The 16,992-nt window shown below is 69.6% G+C and carries 16 protein-coding genes; 10 read left to right on the top strand and 6 right to left on the bottom strand.

Annotation, left to right across the window (positions count from 1 at the left end):
- Position 1 precedes the first annotated feature (1 nt).
- Genes tsaB through tsaD form a run of 3 tightly spaced genes read left to right on the top strand, consistent with a single transcriptional unit; the run spans position 2 to position 2,149 of the window.
- On the top strand, positions 2–646 hold the full coding sequence (gene tsaB, locus AB0J16_RS48705; protein WP_358553028.1) for a tRNA (adenosine(37)-N6)-threonylcarbamoyltransferase complex dimerization subunit type 1 TsaB: 645 nt from the start codon (positions 2–4) through the stop codon (positions 644–646).
- A 32-nt stretch (positions 647–678) separates the two neighbouring features.
- Complete coding sequence (gene rimI, locus AB0J16_RS48700) at positions 679–1,110, top strand: ribosomal protein S18-alanine N-acetyltransferase (RefSeq protein ID WP_358553096.1); 432 nt, start codon at positions 679–681, stop codon at positions 1,108–1,110.
- Positions 1,103–2,149: a tRNA (adenosine(37)-N6)-threonylcarbamoyltransferase complex transferase subunit TsaD gene (gene tsaD / locus AB0J16_RS48695; protein WP_358553026.1), complete on the top strand. Its 1,047-nt coding sequence runs from the start codon at positions 1,103–1,105 to the stop codon at positions 2,147–2,149. The genes rimI and tsaD overlap by 8 nt, the downstream gene beginning before the upstream one ends.
- Here the strand turns inward: tsaD and AB0J16_RS48690 are convergent.
- Positions 2,130–3,053, bottom strand: coding sequence for an NAD(P)-dependent oxidoreductase (locus AB0J16_RS48690; protein WP_358553024.1), 924 nt, complete (start codon positions 3,051–3,053; stop codon positions 2,130–2,132). The two genes, tsaD and AB0J16_RS48690, sit on opposite strands and share 20 nt — an antisense overlap.
- A 204-nt stretch (positions 3,054–3,257) precedes the next feature.
- Here AB0J16_RS48690 and sigJ point away from each other — a divergent pair, with 204 nt between their 5' ends.
- The gene (sigJ, locus tag AB0J16_RS48685; protein ID WP_358553022.1) at positions 3,258–4,145 is read left to right on the top strand and encodes an RNA polymerase sigma factor SigJ; all 888 of its coding nucleotides are present in this window, start codon (positions 3,258–3,260) and stop codon (positions 4,143–4,145) included.
- A gap of 1 nt (position 4,146) precedes the next feature.
- Here the strand turns inward: sigJ and AB0J16_RS48680 are convergent, their stop codons facing one another.
- Entirely contained in the window at positions 4,147–6,069 is a 1,923-nt protein-coding gene (locus tag AB0J16_RS48680) for a hypothetical protein (protein WP_358553020.1), read from the bottom strand.
- Between the two features lie 179 nt (positions 6,070–6,248).
- The gene (locus AB0J16_RS48675; RefSeq protein WP_358553018.1) at positions 6,249–7,508 is read right to left on the bottom strand and encodes a class I SAM-dependent methyltransferase; all 1,260 of its coding nucleotides are present in this window, start codon (positions 7,506–7,508) and stop codon (positions 6,249–6,251) included.
- Positions 7,509–7,912: 404 nt separating this feature from the next.
- On the opposite strand from AB0J16_RS48675, the gene groES reads away from it, so the two are divergent.
- The 4 genes from groES (at position 7,913) to AB0J16_RS48655 (ending at position 11,082) form a co-directional block, all read left to right on the top strand.
- A complete protein-coding gene (groES, locus tag AB0J16_RS48670) occupies positions 7,913–8,227 on the top strand; it encodes a co-chaperone GroES (protein WP_214633886.1) in 315 nt (104 codons plus the stop codon).
- 82 nt (positions 8,228–8,309) lie between these two features.
- The gene (gene groL, locus AB0J16_RS48665; RefSeq protein ID WP_358553016.1) at positions 8,310–9,929 is read left to right on the top strand and encodes a chaperonin GroEL; all 1,620 of its coding nucleotides are present in this window, start codon (positions 8,310–8,312) and stop codon (positions 9,927–9,929) included.
- A gap of 368 nt (positions 9,930–10,297) precedes the next feature.
- The gene (locus AB0J16_RS48660) at positions 10,298–10,933 is read left to right on the top strand and encodes a sigma-70 family RNA polymerase sigma factor (RefSeq protein ID WP_225293976.1); all 636 of its coding nucleotides are present in this window, start codon (positions 10,298–10,300) and stop codon (positions 10,931–10,933) included.
- Positions 10,930–11,082 (top strand): hypothetical protein, encoded by a 153-nt coding sequence (locus tag AB0J16_RS48655; protein ID WP_357650738.1) that lies wholly within the window; start codon positions 10,930–10,932, stop codon positions 11,080–11,082. Before AB0J16_RS48660 ends, AB0J16_RS48655 begins: the two co-directional genes overlap by 4 nt.
- Here the strand turns inward: AB0J16_RS48655 and AB0J16_RS48650 are convergent.
- Complete coding sequence (locus AB0J16_RS48650; protein WP_358553014.1) at positions 11,043–11,420, bottom strand: DUF5319 domain-containing protein; 378 nt, start codon at positions 11,418–11,420, stop codon at positions 11,043–11,045. The two genes, AB0J16_RS48655 and AB0J16_RS48650, sit on opposite strands and share 40 nt — an antisense overlap.
- A 39-nt stretch (positions 11,421–11,459) precedes the next feature.
- The gene (locus AB0J16_RS48645) at positions 11,460–12,536 is read right to left on the bottom strand and encodes a LuxR C-terminal-related transcriptional regulator (RefSeq protein ID WP_358553012.1); all 1,077 of its coding nucleotides are present in this window, start codon (positions 12,534–12,536) and stop codon (positions 11,460–11,462) included.
- Between the two features lie 410 nt (positions 12,537–12,946).
- On the opposite strand from AB0J16_RS48645, the gene guaB reads away from it, so the two are divergent.
- Both guaB and AB0J16_RS48635 read left to right on the top strand, forming a co-directional pair.
- The gene (gene guaB / locus AB0J16_RS48640; RefSeq protein WP_357948280.1) at positions 12,947–14,428 is read left to right on the top strand and encodes an IMP dehydrogenase; all 1,482 of its coding nucleotides are present in this window, start codon (positions 12,947–12,949) and stop codon (positions 14,426–14,428) included.
- Between the two features lie 3 nt (positions 14,429–14,431).
- The gene (locus AB0J16_RS48635) at positions 14,432–15,553 is read left to right on the top strand and encodes a GuaB3 family IMP dehydrogenase-related protein (RefSeq protein WP_358553009.1); all 1,122 of its coding nucleotides are present in this window, start codon (positions 14,432–14,434) and stop codon (positions 15,551–15,553) included.
- Between the two features lie 780 nt (positions 15,554–16,333).
- On the opposite strand, the gene AB0J16_RS48630 is transcribed toward AB0J16_RS48635, so the two are convergent.
- On the bottom strand, positions 16,334–16,972 hold the full coding sequence (locus AB0J16_RS48630) for a helix-turn-helix domain-containing protein (RefSeq protein ID WP_358553008.1): 639 nt from the start codon (positions 16,970–16,972) through the stop codon (positions 16,334–16,336).
- Positions 16,973–16,992: the final 20 nt, after the last annotated feature.

Raw genomic sequence — 16,992 nt, 5'->3', positions numbered from 1 at the left:
CGTGCTGGTCCTGGCCTTTGATACCGCGACGCCCGCCGTCACGGCCGCGCTCCACGACGGGCGGCGTGTCCTCGCCGAGTCGACGACGATCGACGCCCGGCGACACGGTGAGCTGCTCATCCCCACCATCGAGACCGTGCTGCGCGAGGCGGGTGCGGCCCTGTCCGAGGTCACCGCCGTCGTGGCGGGCAGCGGACCGGGCCCCTACACCGGGCTGCGCGTCGGGCTGATGACCGCGCAGGGGCTCGCCACCACGCTGGCCGTCCCCGCGTACGGCATCTGCACCCTCGACGCCGTCGCCTACGGCAGCGGGCTCGCCGAGCCGTTCCTGGTCGCCACCGACGCGCGGCGCAAGGAGGTGTTCTGGGCCCGCTACTCCGACGCGCGCACCCGGCTCGACGGGCCGTTCGTCGACCGGCCCGCCGAGGTGCCGGTGGAGGGCCTGCCCGTGGTGGGTGCCGGTGCCGGGCTCTACCCCGACATCCTGGGGCAGTCCGACGCTCCGCCGTACCCCTATGCCGGATTCCTGGCCGCCCTGGCGGCCGAGCGCATCGCGGCGGGGGAGCCACTCGGCCCGCCGCGCCCGATCTACCTGCGGCGGCCCGACGCGGTGGTGCCCGGCGCCCCCAAGAGGGTGACGGCGTGAAACCCCGGCAGGTGGACGTGCGGCTGCGGCAGATGACCGAGGCCGACCTGCCGGCGGTCATGGCGATCGAGCGCGACACCTTCCCGCTCGACGCGTGGAGCGAGGCCATGCTCCGCGGCGAGCTGGCCGACCAGCCGCGGACCAGGCACTACGTGGTGGCCCTGGTCGATCAGGAGATCGTCGGCTACGCGGGCCTGGCCGCCGCGGCCGACCAGGCCGACGTCCAGACCATCGCGGTCGTCCAACCGAACCAGGGCACCGGCGTCGGCGGCGCGATGCTGGCGGAGCTGCTGGCCGAGGCCGGTCGGCGCGCGGTGCGGGAGATCTTCCTGGAAGTACGGGCCGACAACCCGCAGGCGCGGGGGGTCTACGAGCACTTCGAGTTCGAGGTGATCGGCCGGCGCCGCCGCTACTACGACGACGGCACCGACGCGATCATGATGAGAAGGAAGCTGGATGGCTGACGCACCGCTGGCTCAGGGCCCTCTTGTTCTGGGCATCGAGACGTCCTGCGACGAGACCGGCATCGGCATCGTCAGGGGTCACACGCTGCTGGCCAACACCATCGCCTCCAGCATGGAGGAGCACGCCAGGTTCGGCGGCGTCGTGCCGGAGGTCGCCTCACGCGCCCACCTGGAGGCGATGACGCCGACGGTGGAGGCCGCGCTGGCGCAGGCCGGGCTGAAGTTCTCCGACATCGACGCCATAGCCGTCACGGCCGGTCCCGGGCTGGCCGGGGCGCTGCTCGTCGGCGTCGCCGCGGCCAAGTCCTACTCGCTCGGCCTCGGCGTACCCCTCTACGGCGTCAACCACCTGGCCGCCCACGTCGCCGTCGACCAGCTCGAACACGGCCCGCTGCCCAAACCGTGCATCGCCCTGCTGGTCTCGGGCGGCCACTCGTCGCTGCTGCTCGTGCCCGACGTGGCCGAAGACGTGATCTCGCTCGGCTCCACCGTCGACGACGCGGCGGGGGAGGCGTTCGACAAGGTGGCGCGGGTGCTCGGTCTGCCGTTCCCCGGCGGCCCGCACATCGACAAGGCCGCCACCTCCGGGTCGGGCACGGCCGTCACCTTCCCCCGGGGCAAGATCGACGACGGCACGCTCGACTTCTCCTTCTCCGGGCTGAAGACCGCCGTGGCGCGCTGGGTGGAGGCCCGCGAGTCGGCCGGTGAGTCCATTCACGTACCCGACGTGGCGGCCTCCTTCCAGGAGGCCGTGGTCGACGTGCTGACCCGCAAGGCACTCCAGGCCTGCCGCAAGTACGACGTTCATGACCTGCTGATCGGCGGGGGCGTCGCGGCCAACTCCCGGCTGCGCGCCCTGGCCCAGGAGCGGTGCGACGCGGCGGGCGTACGCCTGCGCGTGCCCCGGCCCGGACTGTGCACCGACAACGGCGCCATGGTCGCCGCCCTGGGCTCCGACCTGGTCGCGGCGGGCATCACCCCGTCGAGGCTGGACATCCCCGCCGACTCGTCGATGCCGATCACGACCGTTCACGTTTGAGCCCCGTGCGATAGGTGGGGTAGGCGGGGGTCCAGCCGAGTTCCCGCTTCGCGCGGTCGCTGGAGAGCCGGATGCGTACGCCGGTCATGAAGGCGTGGATGTACGGCGTCGGTCGCAGCAGCCAGCCGGGCACCCGAAGCGGCGCGGGCGCGTTCGCCGCCTCGGCCAGCGCCCGGACATAGGCGTCGAAGCTCACCGGCTCGTCGTCCGCGATGTTGTACGCCCGCCCGGCCCGGCCCCGGTCCAGCGCGGCGACGGCGGCCGAGGCGGCGTCGTGGACGTGCACGAGCGAGATGACGCTGGCCGGGTGGACCTCCGGCAGCATCCGCCGCCTCGCCATGGCCATCATCTTCCGCGTCGTCACCTCGGGGCCGTAGAACAGGCCGTAGCGCAGGGAGACGCCGTCGATGCCCGGCGTATTGAACACCTGCTCCTCGTTGGCCCGAATCGTCCTCATGTGCACGCCGAAGGGGCCTCTGGCGGGCTCGGCGAACGGCCGGTCCTCGGTCACCGGCTCCGGGCCGTGGTCGCGGTAGCCGTACCCGAGGAAGAACGACTGCGTGACGAAGCGGTGCGCGCCGACCTCCTTGGCGGCCGCGATCAGGTTGGCCGTGCCCCGGTCGCGCAGCGCGCCCGTCGGATACAGCTGGCGGTGGAACAGCGGCAGGCCGGTGATCGCCGTCGCCTGATGCATCACCGCGTCGGCCTGGTGGCCCCGCACCGCGGCGAGCAGGGCGTCGCGGTCCATCATGTCCGCGACCAGGCCCGTCGCGCCCGCCTCCGCCAGTTTGGCGGCGCCGCGTTCGGAACGGGTGAGGCCGAGCACCTCATGGCCGGCGGCGAGCAACTGGGGGATCAGCTCGGTGCCGACGGTGCCGGTGGCTCCTGCCAGAAGTACCTTCATGCCTGCTCTGTCTCCTTGTGCGGTGTGGGGTCTTCTTTCAACGGATGCGTGGCGGGGTGCCGGATGTGACATGCCGAGCCGTCATGTGGCCCACTGGCCTCTTTCGTATGTGGCCCAGATGCCCGTTGCGCGTCTGGTCCACGTGCCCGTTACGGTGGGCCGAAACCGTCTCCCGCGGAGCCGCAGGGGGATCTGGAGGGGACCGTGGCCGATGCTGAGGCGGTGTTCGGGGAGCACCGGAGCCTGCTGTTCACGCTGGCCTACGACATGCTCGGCAGCGTGGCGGACGCCGAGGACGTCGTGCAGGACACCTGGCTGCGCTGGGCCGGTGTCGACCTGGCCCAGGTGGGCAATCCGCGGGCCTACCTGATCCGCATCGCCGTCCGGCGGTCCCTGGAGCGGCTGCGCGGCCTGCGCGCCGCCAGAGAGGACTACACCGGCCCGTGGCTGCCCGAGCCGGTGGTGACCGCCGACTACCCGGTGACGGCCGCTGAGAACGTCACCACGGGCCTGCTGGTCGTACTGGAGACGCTGTCGCCTCTGGAACGGGCGGCGTTCGTGCTGCGGGAGGCGTTCGGGTTCGAGCACGCCGAGATCGCCCGCATCCTCGACCGCACACCGGCGGCGGCGCGCCAGCTCGCCCGCCGGGCCCGCGAACACGTCCGCTCCCGCCGCCCGCGCTACCCGGCCGACCCCCGGGTGGCGCGCGAGGTGGCGGAGCGCTTCGTCGCGGCGATGGCGGGCGGCAGCCTCGCCGACCTGCTGGCGGTGCTGTCTCCGGACGTCACCATGTGGAACGACGGCGGTGGCCGCGTGCACGCCTCACTACGCCCGATTCACGGCTCGGACAGGGTGTCCCGCGTACTCATGGGAATCGCGCCCAGGTACGTGGACCTGGACCTCCTCTGGACGGCTGGGCCGATGTTCCTGCTGCTGGCCGGGGGCCAGGTCCGGGTCGCGCTCACCGTGGAACCGGACGAAACGGGCACTCGGGCGGGCGGGCTGTATGCGCTGGTCAACCCGGACAAACTTGCACATGTGCGTCGACCTGCTCGCGTTGGGTCGCGCGCCATGGCTGTGCCGGACGGGTAGCTCAGTCTTTTCGCGTAGGGCGGAGGAGGGCTTCGGCGAGGGCGAGCATGGTCTCCTCCAGAGCGCCCAGACGCCTGGTGAGGTCGGTGGTGGCGGGCTCGACGATGTCGGTCACCGTCTGGGTGAGCTCGGTGCGGTCAGGGCGCGCCGCGACCAGCTCCGTGAGCACCGCCGCGGCGGCGGCCAGGCGCTCGCCCTGGTGGGTGGTCTGGGAGTCGAGGAGCTCGCCCACCCGCTCGCCGATGCTGAGCGTCGCGGGCAACTGGCCGATGCGCTGGTTGACGGCCTCGATCCGGTCGTCGACGGCTTCGAGGTGCTCGCCGGCCTGCTCGGCGTGCTGGGCGAGGCCGGTCAGGTGGGTCTCCACGCCGTTGAGCTGGCTGCCGAGACCGTCGAAGCGGGTGGTCACCCGCTCCTCCACCTCGCCCAGGCGTTCGTCGAGCGTGTCCATGCCGTTGTCGAGCTGGTTGAAGCGGCCCTCGTTGCGGGTGGCGGAGTCGATGAGGTGGCGGTCGGCGGCGGCCAGGCGTTCGTCGAGCCGGATGAAGTGGCCGTCGACGCGGCCGTCGAGCGTGTCGAAGCGGTTGTCGTGGCGGGACAGGTGGCCGTTCACGGTGGTCAGATGGCCGCTGACCGTGCTCAGGTGGCCGTCGACCGTGGCCAGGTGCTCGTCGACGCCGCCGAGCCGGCTGTCGAGGGCGCCGTGGACGTCGAGGAGCTTGCCGTCGACGCTGTCGAGGCGCCCGGCCACGCGCTGCTCGCTCTCGTCGAGGCGGCCCGCCAGGCGCTGCTCGGTCTGGTCGAGGCGGCTTGCCGCGCTCTGCCGGGTGTCGTCCAGGTGCTCGGTCAGGGTCTGCCCAGTTTCGTGGAGCCGGGCGGTCAGCGCCTGCTCGGCCTCGTCCAGGCGGTCGGCCAGGCCCTGCTCGGACTCGCCCAGACGGGCGGTGAGCCCCTTCTCGGCCCGGTCGAGGTGCGTGGTCAGGCTCTGCTCGGTCCTGTCCAGGCGGCCGGTGAGCCGCTGGTCCAGGTCGGTCAGTAGGCCCTCGGTCTCGCCCAGGCGTACGGAGAGGCGCTGCTCGGTGCCGTCCACCTGGGCGACGAGCCGGTCCGTGGCCGCGGTGAGCTTGCCGCCGAGCTGGTGGGCGGCGGCGGTGAGCCTGCTGTCGAGCTGGTCGGTGGCCGCGTCGAGCTTGCCGTCCAGCTGTTCGGTCATCTGCTCGGCGGTGGCGGTGAGCTTGCCGTCGAGCTGCTCGGCGTTGGCGGCGAGCTTGCCGTCGAAGCTGTCGGGCAGCTCCAGCAGCGCGCCTTCGATGCGGTCCGTACGGGCGGTCAGCTCGGCGAGCGACTTGTCGATGCGGCTGAAGCGGCCGGCGGCGGCCTCCATGCCCGTGTTGAGGTGACCCAGCCTGACACCCAGGTCGCTCATTCGCTTGGTGATGCCCTCCGTGAAGTCGAGGACCGCCTGCAGCTTCTTGAGCACCTCGTCCACGTTGTCGCCGACGGTGCCGACCTCGGCCCAGAGCCCCGGCAGCTCCGCCACCGGCGCGACCCGCTGGTGAACCGACTCCACATGCGCGTCAACGGTGCCCACCTGCTCGCCGACGGCGTCGACATGGTCGCGCACCGCCTCGACATGCTGGGCCAGGCCCTCCGCCCACATCGGCGGTTTGGCCGCGATGTCGTCAAGCCGCCCGCTCACCGTCTCGAGCGTGCCGCTCAGACCCCCCAGCTCCCGCTCGCGAACCTCCCTGAGCAGCCACTCCATACCCTCAAGGCGCTGGCGGATCTCGTCGAGGACGGCCCCCTGGGTCCGCTGCTCGTAGACGTGGTCCTGGGACGCACGCGCGAGCAGGTCCCGCATCCTTTCGGAGATGGCGGAATCGCCGCCTGCCTGTAGAAGGGTGGTGTGGTTGGCGTGATCCACCGAAAGGCTCCTTCGCTCGCCGACGGTCTGCCGCGCAGCGGTGGGACAGGTCCGGTTTGCAGATGAAACGAGAACGCGGCTAACCGCCAAAGGGGGAGGACTCCCGCGTGCTCACCTTAGCCGCTCGATCAAGGTCCGTCAGGAGCGAAGTAAAAGATCGGGGTTGACCCGATAATGCCCTAGTTTGCTATTTGCGCAGGTGGGGATGGGTGACAAATCAGGACGGAAGGCTTATCCATGATGCGGGTAAGTATGATTACCGCAGATTTGTCACCCGAAAGTCGCAGGTCATTTCTGAGTCGTTCGATGTCTACCGCCGAGGCTCGCTTCTTGATGACGACATTTCCGACTTGCCGCTCGCGGAGAGTGGCGCGGAGGCGCTTCAGAGAGAACGGCAGCACTTCTTCCACCGTGTAACGCGCGGCCCATGGGGTGTCGAACGGCTCGTCGCCGGTGATGTAGGCGATCATCGGGTCGGGGAGACGGCCGCCGACCATCTCGGCGACCTCCCCGACGAGGTGCGCGCGGATCGCGGCCCCGTCGGGTTCGTACACGAAGCGGCCGACGGGGCCGGTCGGCGCCTCGGCCCCGCGGGCGACGAGCGTCTCGCCGCCGGGCAGCAACGTCGCCCGCCGCACCGGCCCCTCGCCTCGCGCCGCCCCCTCGCCTCGCGCCGCCCCCTCGCCTCGCACCGGCCCTTCGGCTTGCGCCGGCCCTTCGGCGGGGCCGGTCCAGAGGGCTGCCTCCTTCACCTCGCCCTTGTACGACACCCACTCAGCTTCGGCTTCGCCCGGGATGAACTCGTACGGGATGCCCGGAGCCACCTTCAAGCAGGCCCGCCGAGCCCTGGCGACCAGGTCGAGCACGACCGGCCACGGCGGCGAGTAGGCCATGGGGTCGAACGTCCTGCCCCGGCTCGTCCGGCGGGCGGGGTCGGCGAACAGCCAGTCGTAGTCCTCCGGCGAGACCGTCGCGGCGTCCGCCTGGCGTACGGTGACCCGATCCGCGAGTCCGAGCGCCTCCGCGTTGGCCCGGGCGACGGCGACGGTCAGCGGGTCGAGGTCCACGGCGTCCACGACGCAGCCGGCGCGGGCCAGGGCGAGGAAGTCGCCGCCGATGCCGCAGCAGACGTCCACGACCCGCGTCCCGCCGGCGGTTCCGGCCAGGCGGCGGGCCCGGTGGGCGCCGACCTCGGCTCGGGTGGCCTGCTCCAGACCGTGCGGAGTGAAGTACATGTGGGCCGCGTCGGCGCCGAACTTGGCCTTGGCGCGCTCGCGCAGCGCCGCCTGGGTGAGCGCGGCCGAAGTGAGGTCGGCGTCGTACGACCTGCGCAGCCTCGTCGCCGCGACCACCGGATCGGCGCCCACCACCTCGACGGCCTCGGCGAGTGCGCGCTGCCCGCGCGGGGTGAGCAACTCGGTGAAGGCGTCGAGATCCACGTCACCCGACGTTAGCGTCTCCCCGCCGCACTCCAGCCTGCGGCCGTGCGCGTACGGTGGTGGACTGGAACGTTCGCCGTGCGCGTACGGCGGACGGCTGGAACGGCCGCCATGCGCGGGCGCGGTGGCTGGAAGGTCCGCTGTACGCGGAGGTGGGGGCTCAGGCGTTCGCCTGCGCCAACAGCCCGTGTCACCCCAATTACCCTCAACCTTGGGCAAGCTCTTGGGCCTTATCGCTCTGAGCAGACGCGTTCGTGTTGACTGTCAAGCCCCTCTTGCATATGTTTCCTGTTGGCACTCTCCCCTTGAGAGTGCCAACGTGCGACGAGGCAGGTCTGACACCCGCGACGGCAGGCCCCGCTGGTCGCCTCTTCTAGATCATTCAAATCTGAAGGGGAGGTCCGATCGTGACGACCGCCACCAAGGTTCCCGTTAAGCCGCTCGGCGACCGCATCGTGGTTCAGCCGCTTGAGGCCGAGCAGACGACCGCTTCCGGCCTGGTCATTCCTGACACCGCCAAGGAGAAGCCGCAAGAGGGCAAGGTCCTCGCGGTGGGCCCGGGCAACTGGGATGAGGACGGCGACAAGCGTATTCCGCTCGACGTCGCTGAGGGCGACATCGTCCTCTACAGCAAGTACGGCGGCACTGAGGTCAAGTACGGCGGCGAGGAGTACCTCGTGCTCTCCGCCCGCGACGTTCTCGCGATCATCGAGAAGTAAGCCGGATGCGTCAGGCCCCGGGCGCGCGTCTCCTCTGAGCGCGTGCGGCCGGGGCTTTCGACGCTAGGAGAGGACTTTCAGCATGGCGAAGATCCTAGCGTTCGACGAGGACGCACGCCGCGCGCTTGAGCGTGGCGTCAACGCCCTCGCGGACGCCGTGAAGGTAACCCTCGGCCCCCGTGGCCGCAACGTCGTCATCGACAAGAAGTTCGGTGCTCCGACGATCACGAACGACGGCGTGACCATCGCTCGTGAGATCGAGCTGGAGGAGCGCTACGAGAACCTCGGCGCCCAGCTCGCCAAGGAAGTCGCCACCAAGACCAACGACGTCGCTGGTGACGGCACCACCACCGCGACCGTCCTGGCTCAGGCGATGGTCCGCGAGGGCCTGCGCAACGTGGCCGCCGGCGCCTCGCCGCTGTCGCTGAAGCGCGGCATCGACAAGGCCGCCAAGGCGGTCAGCGACAAGCTGCTGGCCAGCGCGCGCCCGGTGGAGGACAAGAAGGAGATCGCGAACGTCGCGACCATCTCCGCTCAGGACGCCAAGATCGGTGACCTGATCGCCGAGGCGTTCGACAAGGTGGGCAAGGACGGTGTTCTCACCGTCGAAGAGTCCAACGCCATGGGCATGGAGCTCGAGTTCACCGAGGGCATGCAGTTCGACAAGGGCTACCTGTCGGCCTACATGGTGACCGACCCCGAGCGGATGGAGGCCGTCCTCGAAGACGCCTACATCCTGCTCACCCAGGGCAAGATCTCCTCGATCTCCGACTTCCTGCCGCTGCTCGAGCAGATCGCGCAGACCAAGAAGCCGCTGCTCGTGGTCGCCGAGGACGTCGAGGGCGAAGCCCTGGCCGTCCTGGTCACCAACAAGATCCGCGGCACGTTCACCTCGGTCGCCGTCAAGGCGCCGGGCTTCGGCGACCGCCGCAAGGCCATGCTGCAGGACATCGCCATCCTCACCGGTGGCCAGGTCGTGAGCGAGGAGGTCGGCCTCAAGCTCGAGAACGTCGGCCTTGAGGTGCTCGGCAACGCCCGCCGCATCGTCGTGACGAAGGACAACACGACCATCGTCGACGGCGGCGGCGACCAGCAGGCGATCGAGGACCGGGTCAAGGAGATCAAGATTGCCATCGAGCAGTCTGACTCCGACTGGGACCGCGAGAAGCTGCAGGAGCGCCTCGCGAAGCTGGCCGGCGGCGTGTGCGTGCTGCGCGTCGGCGCCGCCACCGAGGTGGAGCTCAAGGAGAAGAAGCACCGCCTCGAGGACGCGATCTCCGCTACGCGCGCCGCGATCGAGGAGGGCATCGTCTCCGGCGGTGGCTCCGCGCTGATCCACGTCGCCAAGGACCTCGACGACCTGGGCCTGACGGGCGACGAGGCGACCGGTGTCGCCATCGTCCGCCGCTCGCTGGTCGAGCCGACGCGCTGGATCGCCGAGAACGCCGGTCTCGAGGGCTACGTGGTCACCCACAAGGTCTCGGAGCTGTCGGCGGGCAACGGCCTCAACGCCGCCACGGGCGAGTACGGCAACCTGCTCGACCAGGGCGTCATCGACCCGGTCAAGGTCACCCGTTCGGCCGTCCAGAACGCCGCGTCGATCGCCGGCATGCTCCTCACCACCGAGGCGCTCGTCGTCGACAAGCCGGAGGAGGAGCCGGCCGCCGCCGGTCAGGGCCACGGTCACGGCCACGGCCACTGAGCCCTTCCTTCCTCACCCGACCCGTGCCTGATTACAGGTGCGGGTCGTGTGCTTTCTCCGGCGCGCCCCTGGCCTCCTACCCCCGCAAAGCCATGTATGGCATATGACATACGGGCAATCCAGTCGATGCTGCTGAGAGGGTGAGCGAAGGGCGATGAACCGGGAAAGTGGTTTATTCGGGTAAACCGGATGTGTGGCTTAAGCGTCTAGGCGTCTGACAATTTCTGCACATTTTGGGTTATGGGATGAAATATTCTTCCGTAATAAAGGCTTAGTGTGGCCGGTTGATTACTGCCCGTTATCGCCGCGTCAATGTGACCAATCCGTAGCCGTTCGCGATGACGACAGGCCCGATCAGTGCGGGCATCATGCCTATCGTGAGCGAGGGAAGCGTCGCCGACGCCAAAATTGGGGTAAGGCTCGCGTCGAGACTTCCGGCACGGACGGATGACTCCGACCTAAGGGAACTGACGAGCCTCGCCGTACAGGGAGATCGCAGTGCGATCGAATCCCTGCTCGGCGAGTTGCGTCCGATGGTGGTGCGCTATTGCCGCGCCAGGCTGGGCAGGGTTTCAGGGCAATATCACATTGCCGATGACGTAGCCCAGGAGGTGTGCATCGCGGTCCTGTCCGCGCTGCCGCGATACCGCGACATGGGACGGCCTTTCGCCTCCTTCGTCTTCGGTATCGCCTCGCACAAGGTGGCCGACGCGTTGCGGAGTTCGGTCCGCTCGGCCGTACCGACTCAGGATCTACCGGACGGGCCCGACGACGGACCGGGGCCCGAGGAGACGGTGGTCCGCTACATCGAGGTGGAGTACGCCCGCAGGCTGCTCGCCAGGCTCCCTGACAACCAGCGCGAGTTGCTGTTGTTGCGGGTGGTGTCGGGGCTGTCGGCGGAGGAGACCGGTAATGTACTCGGTATGTCACCAGGTGCGGTCCGTGTTGCTCAGCATCGAGCGCTGGCGAGGCTGCGGCAGATGGCCGAACTGGAGTCGGCTTGACGCCGGAGGAGCAGACTGACGCGCTCCTCGACGTGCTGGCCCGCGGCGAGCTGCCCGATTCACGCGATCCGGCCGCGCGGCTGCTCGCCGCGCTGCTGGACGACGTGGATCAGCGGCGCTCCTCGGTGTCGATGACACCGTCGACGTAGCCTCTGGCGTATTCCCAGGTCACGTAGTCGGCCGGGTCAGGGTGAAAGGCCGGCTCGTGCATCTGGGGCTGGCCTTTGTCGATCATCTGGCGCAGATTGCCGCGCAGCAGCTCCCAGTCGAAGAAGTGCTGCTCGCCGCATTCCGGGCAGTCGAGCACCAGGCCCAGCACTCCCTGCTGCTCTAACAAGGAGCGGAAGACCTCGACGTCGGCCAGGTCGGTAATGGCCTCGTCGCGCTCGGCGGCGGTCAGCGGTTCGGCGTCGTCGAGCTCGCCCATCGCTGAGGAAGGGTCGTTCGGGTCGTCCGCGAACGGGTCGCGGGGGACGTCTTCCAGCACCTTCCCACCATATGACCGATGCGGCCACCGCGGTGGCTATTAGCTCAGCCATCCACGCCGGGCGGCCTCCACACCTGCGTGAAAGCGTGATTGCGCGCCAAGCTGAACCATGGCGTCGGCGAACCTGGCCCGTACCGTGCGTACGGAGACACCGAGCTGGCGGGCTATCGAGTCGTCGCACATGCCCTGCGCCGCGAGCCGCAGCACCTGCACCACGCCCTCGCCCCGGCGACCCCAGGGCAGGGGTACGGCCCGGCCCCACAGCTCCTCGAAGAGCGACCTGAGCATGCCCACGACGATCGGGGTCCGTACCAGGTAGAAGTTGTAGGCGTGGTCGGGCAGGTTGCCGCCCCACAGCGCGGGCAGGCCGGCGGCGTCGGGCCCGGCGGTCATGAACCAGCTCGGCACCCGGGCCAGCGTGCGTACGGTCCCGCCGGTGGCCAGCAGTCTGGTCAGCTGGTCGCGTACGCCGGGCAGGGTCAGCGTGGAGACCGGGATGACGGCCCGCACGTTCAGGAGTTTCCGCTGCTGTGCGTCGATCCAAGGATCGGCAAATTTTCGGACGAAGTCCGCCATCGTCCGCTCGTCGGGAATGGCGGTGAGTAGGTGCATCGGCGGGGACTGGGACTGCACCGCCATGCCCACCACGCTCTCGTAGAGCACGTCGGCCCCGCTCACCATCTCAACCCGGAACGCGCCGTTCTGGTAGTCGTGCCCCACGTCGTAGTCGCGGATCAGCCCTCGGATCGAGCCGAGGGCGGAGTCGATGCGCCTGCTCTCCTCGGCCAGCCGGTCGAGGCGCTCGGCGATCAGCCGGCCGAGCGCGGCGGCGGGGTGCCGGGCGAGGTATTCGCCCGATTGCTCGTCGATCACCCCGAGCCTGACGAGATCGTCGAGCTGTCTGCTCACCTTGTCGACGGGACCGTCCATGGCCTCGGCCAGTTCGGTACGCGTGGCCCTGTGCAGGCGCAGCACCGCCGTGTAAAGCGCGGTCTGGGCCGGGTCGAGGCCCAGCGTCGCGAGAGGAGCGTCCGCGAGAGGAGCGTCCGCGAGAGGGTCGGACGCGAGAGGGTCGGACGCGAGAGGGTCGGACAGGGTGTGGGACTCGCTACGCATATAAGGGGCTCCGTAGGGGGGACACGGGCGTGCCGTGAGAATAACTCGGCGATACGTCCTTGTCCGCTCCTTGCGTGGACTCCTTGGCCACATGTGCAGCTTCGTGCAATTGCACGTTTTCACATTGCGGTGTGCCGATGAGTAACGCAGGCTTAACCCAGCGTCGGCATCCACTTGAGCTGGCAGCGCTTGCCATCAGGACGCGGAGGGGGGTTCGGTGGCGCTTTATGCGCTTCCGCCCGGATGTCGGTGGCCGGAGGATGGGGCGGATCACCGACCGCCCCATCCTCCGGCTCTTTGGGATGCCGGGGGTACGACGGGCCGTGGGGGTCATCGTGCTCCCGGCCTCGGGACGTTTTGCATCTAGGCCCTAGACTTGCCTCATCAGCATCGGCAGGAGGGGCCGCAGCATGTCCAAGTTCACCGAGACGGGTCTGACCTTCGACGACGTGTTGCTCGTCCCAAGCTATTCAGACCTGCAACCTGGTGACGCGGACACCGGTTCACGCCTGTCGCGCGGCATCAATCTGTCGATCCCGCTGGTCTCCGCCGCGATGGACACGGTCACCGAGGCTCGCATGGCCGTCGCCATGGCCCGCCAGGGCGGCATCGGCATCCTGCACCGCAACCTGTCGGTGGAGGAGCAGGCCCAGCAGGTCGACCTGGTCAAACGGTCCGAGGCCGGGATGGTCACCAACCCGGTCACCTGCACTCCCGACGACACCCTGGCCGACGTGGAGCGGCTGTGCGCGACGTACCGGATCTCCGGGGTGCCCGTCACCGACCTGTCCGGCGTACTCGTCGGCATCGTGACCAACCGCGACATGCGCTTCGAGACCGACCAGTCGCGGCCCGTGCGCGAGGTCATGACCCCGATGCCGCTGGTCACCGCCCCGGTCGGGGTGTCGCGTGACGGCGCTTTCGAGCTGCTGCGGCACAACAAGATCGAGAAGCTGCCCCTCGTCGATCCCGACGGCCGGCTGCGCGGTCTGATCACGGTCAAAGACTTCACCAAGAGCGAGCAATATCCGCTGGCCACCAAGGACGCGGACGGCCGCCTGGTCGTCGGCGCCGCCGTGGGCGTCGGCGGTGACGCGGAGCTGCGGGCCAAGGCGCTGATCGAGGCGGGCGTCGACGTGGTCGTGGTAGACGTCGCGCACGGCCACTCCAAGGGCCTGGCCGACATGGTCGCCAAGCTCAAGGCCAACAGCAAGGTCGACGTCATCGGCGGCAACATCGCGACCAGGGCGGGCGCCCAGATGCTCGTCGACGCGGGCGCCGACGCGGTCAAGGTCGGCGTGGGCCCCGGCTCCATCTGCACCACCCGCGTCGTGGCCGGCGTGGGCGCGCCGCAGGTCACCGCCATCTACCAGGCATCGCTGGCGTGCGGCCCGGCCGGCGTGCCGGTCATCGGCGACGGCGGTCTGCAATACTCCGGCGACATCGTCAAGGCCATCGCCGCCGGCGCCGACACGGTCATGCTCGGCTCGCTGCTGGCCGGCTGCGAGGAGTCGCCCGGTGAGCTGATCTTCATCAACGGCAAGCAGTTCAAGTCGTACCGGGGGATGGGCTCGCTCGGCGCGGTCCGCAACCGCGAGCGCGGCGGCATGTCCTTCAGCAAGGACCGCTACGCGCAGGCCGACATCGGCGGCGAGGACAAATACATCCCCGAGGGCATCGAAGGCCAGGTCCCCTTCCGGGGACCGGTCGCGGCGGTCGCCCACCAGCTCGTCGGCGGCCTGCGCCAGGGCATGTGGTACGCCGGCTGCCGCACGATCACGCAGATGCACACCGACTGTGAGCTCATGCCGATCACGGCGGCGGGACTCACGGAGAGCCATCCCCACGACATTCAGATGACCGTGGAAGCCCCGAACTATCACAGAAGGTAAGACATGACTCAGCAGGTGGAGATCGGCCGGGGCAAGACCGGTCGCCGGGCCTACGCGCTCGACGAGATCGGCCTCGTACCCTCCCGGCGCACTCGTGACCCGGAGGAGGTCTCGATCGCCTGGCAGATTGACGCTTACCGGTTCGAACTACCCGTGGTCGTCGCCCCCATGGACAGCGTGGTCTCGCCCGCCACCGCGATCGAGATCGGCCGCCTCGGCGGCCTGGCGCCCCTCGACCTCGAAGGGCTCTGGACCCGCTACGACGACCCGTCGCCGCTGCTGGAGGAGTGCGCCTCGCTCGACGCCGAGGCCGCGACCAAGCGGCTGCAGGAGATCTACACGGCGCCGATCAAGGAAGAGCTGATCGGCCGCCGGATCGCGGAGATCCGGGAGTCCGGCGTGACCACGGCGGTCCGCCTGTCTCCGCAGCGTACGGTGCAGTATCACAAGGCCGTCATCGACGCGGGCGTGGACATCTTCGTCATCCGCGGCACCACGGTCTCGGCCGAGCATGTCTCGGGCCGGGCCGAGCCGCTGAACCTCAAGCAGTTCATCTACGAGCTCGACGTGCCGGTCATCGTGGGCGGCTGCGCCACCTACACGGCCGCCCTGCACCTCATGCGCACCGGCGCGGCGGGCGTCCTGGTCGGCTTCGGCGGCGGCGCCTCCCACACCACCCGCAACGTGCTGGGTGTGGCCGTACCGATGGCCACCGCGATCTCCGACGTCGCCGCCGCCCGCCGCGACTACATGGACGAATCAGGCGGCCGCTACGTCCACGTGATCGCCGACGGCGGCATGGGCACCTCGGGCGACATCGCCAAGGCCATCGCCTGCGGCGCCGACGCGGTCATGGTCGGCTCCCCGCTCGCCCGCGCGACGGAGGCCCCCGGCCATGGCTTCCACTGGGGCTCGGAGGCCCACCACCCGGACCTGCCTCGGGGCCGGCGGGTGGCGTTCGGCACGGTGGGCAGCCTGGAGCAGATCCTGCACGGGCCGTCCAGCGTGGCCGACGGGTCCATGAACCTGATGGGGGCGTTGAAGCGGACGATGGCTTCGACGGGCTACTCGGACATCAAGGAGTTCCAGCGCGTCGAGGTAGTCGTCGCGCCCACCCAGCGCTGACCATTTGAGCGCCCACCCGCTTCCGGCCCAAAGGGCTTCGCGGGTGGGCGCTTCGCGCTTCGGGGGCAGACGTTGCTCCCAGTCGGGCCCAGGGCCCGACCCCTGAAGGACCTCGCTCCGCTCGGACGCCCTGCTGGGGCGCGGCTCCGCCGCGCGCTTCGCCCACGGCACACCGATGGCCCCCTAAGCTGCCCGTGATCGGATGGCCGGTGCCGCCCTCGATGATCGCTGTGGTGACGCGGTATGGAACCGACCTCACCTCCCGGCAGCCCGACGCCCTCATCCTCACCTATGTGGCGGTCCGGACTCGCTAGAGAGTCGATCGTGTATTGATCGGGCGGTGAGTCGGTAGCCGCCTGGTGGTACGGCACTCGGTGTGCTGTCTTGCTTCCTGAACAGGTGGCCGCCGTTGGCCTTTGACCCCCAGCGCCGAGAAACTCCAAGTGCGCAGAAATCCTCGGGTCAGGGATAGCGAGCATGCACACCCTGGGCCATGAGCCACCAAGGGGAGTCCATCGGTGGCTCATGGCCTCTGGACAAGGCCAGTGGCGCTGTGCCCCGCCAGCCGAAGAAGACCCTGGGTAGGGCCTCGCCGGGACGGGGCCGGAGGTTGTTTGTCGTGGTCGGCCTACCGCCTTGGGGCTTGGGTGGCCGGGGTGATCTGGTCGGCGTAGGCCCGGTATGGGTGTCGGCGAGGTTGTCCGACCCGGCCCGCGGGAGGCCGGCCAGGTGGTTGGCCACCGGCATCGCGGCTGGAGGACCATCGTGACGTCCGTCCGCTCAGCCGGGGTCGGCGCAGAGTTGGGAGGTCAAGCTGGTGCGGGCCCACTCTTCCCACTTGTCCGGTGACCAGTCGCGGTCGCGGACGAAGATCAGGTAGAGCTGCGGGCTGAGCAGACCGAACAGGAGGTCCGCCGCCATCTCGACGGAGAGGCCGGGACGGGTGTCAGGCTTGCGGGCCAGGGCTTCGGCCGCTGCGTACTGCACGGTGTAACGCGGGTCGGGACCGTCCGGCCACTGTGCGGCGATCTCAGGATCGGTGGCCGCGGCAGCCGCGATCAGCGGCATGATCGGGGCGACCCGGCCCAGGATCTCGCGGGTGCCGTGGACGTGCGCGCGCAGTTGCCCGGCTGCGGTGGGCTCGGCGCACGCGGCGCGAAACCACTCACGATCCATGGTGGCGACCGGCTCGGTATCCCCGGCGATGGATGTGTCGACGACGTCCTTGAACAGCGTGCGCTTGTTGCGGAAGACGAAATAGACCGTCTGGACGGCCACGCCCGCCTGGTCCGCGACCTCCTGCAGGCTCGTCGCCCCGTAACCCTGCGCGACGAACAGCTCGCGAGCCGCCTCGACGACCTTTTCCCGGGTGCGGCGTGAGCGCTCGGCTCGCTTGTCCGGCCGCTTGACATGGTCCATATTGCGAGTATATCTCTAGA

The organism is Nonomuraea sp. NPDC049750 (genome assembly GCF_040659625.1).
Classification (GTDB): Bacteria; Actinomycetota; Actinomycetes; order Streptosporangiales; family Streptosporangiaceae; genus Nonomuraea.
Note: the sequence above shows the minus strand (reverse complement) of the source record. Positions and strands in the feature narration are given on the sequence as shown.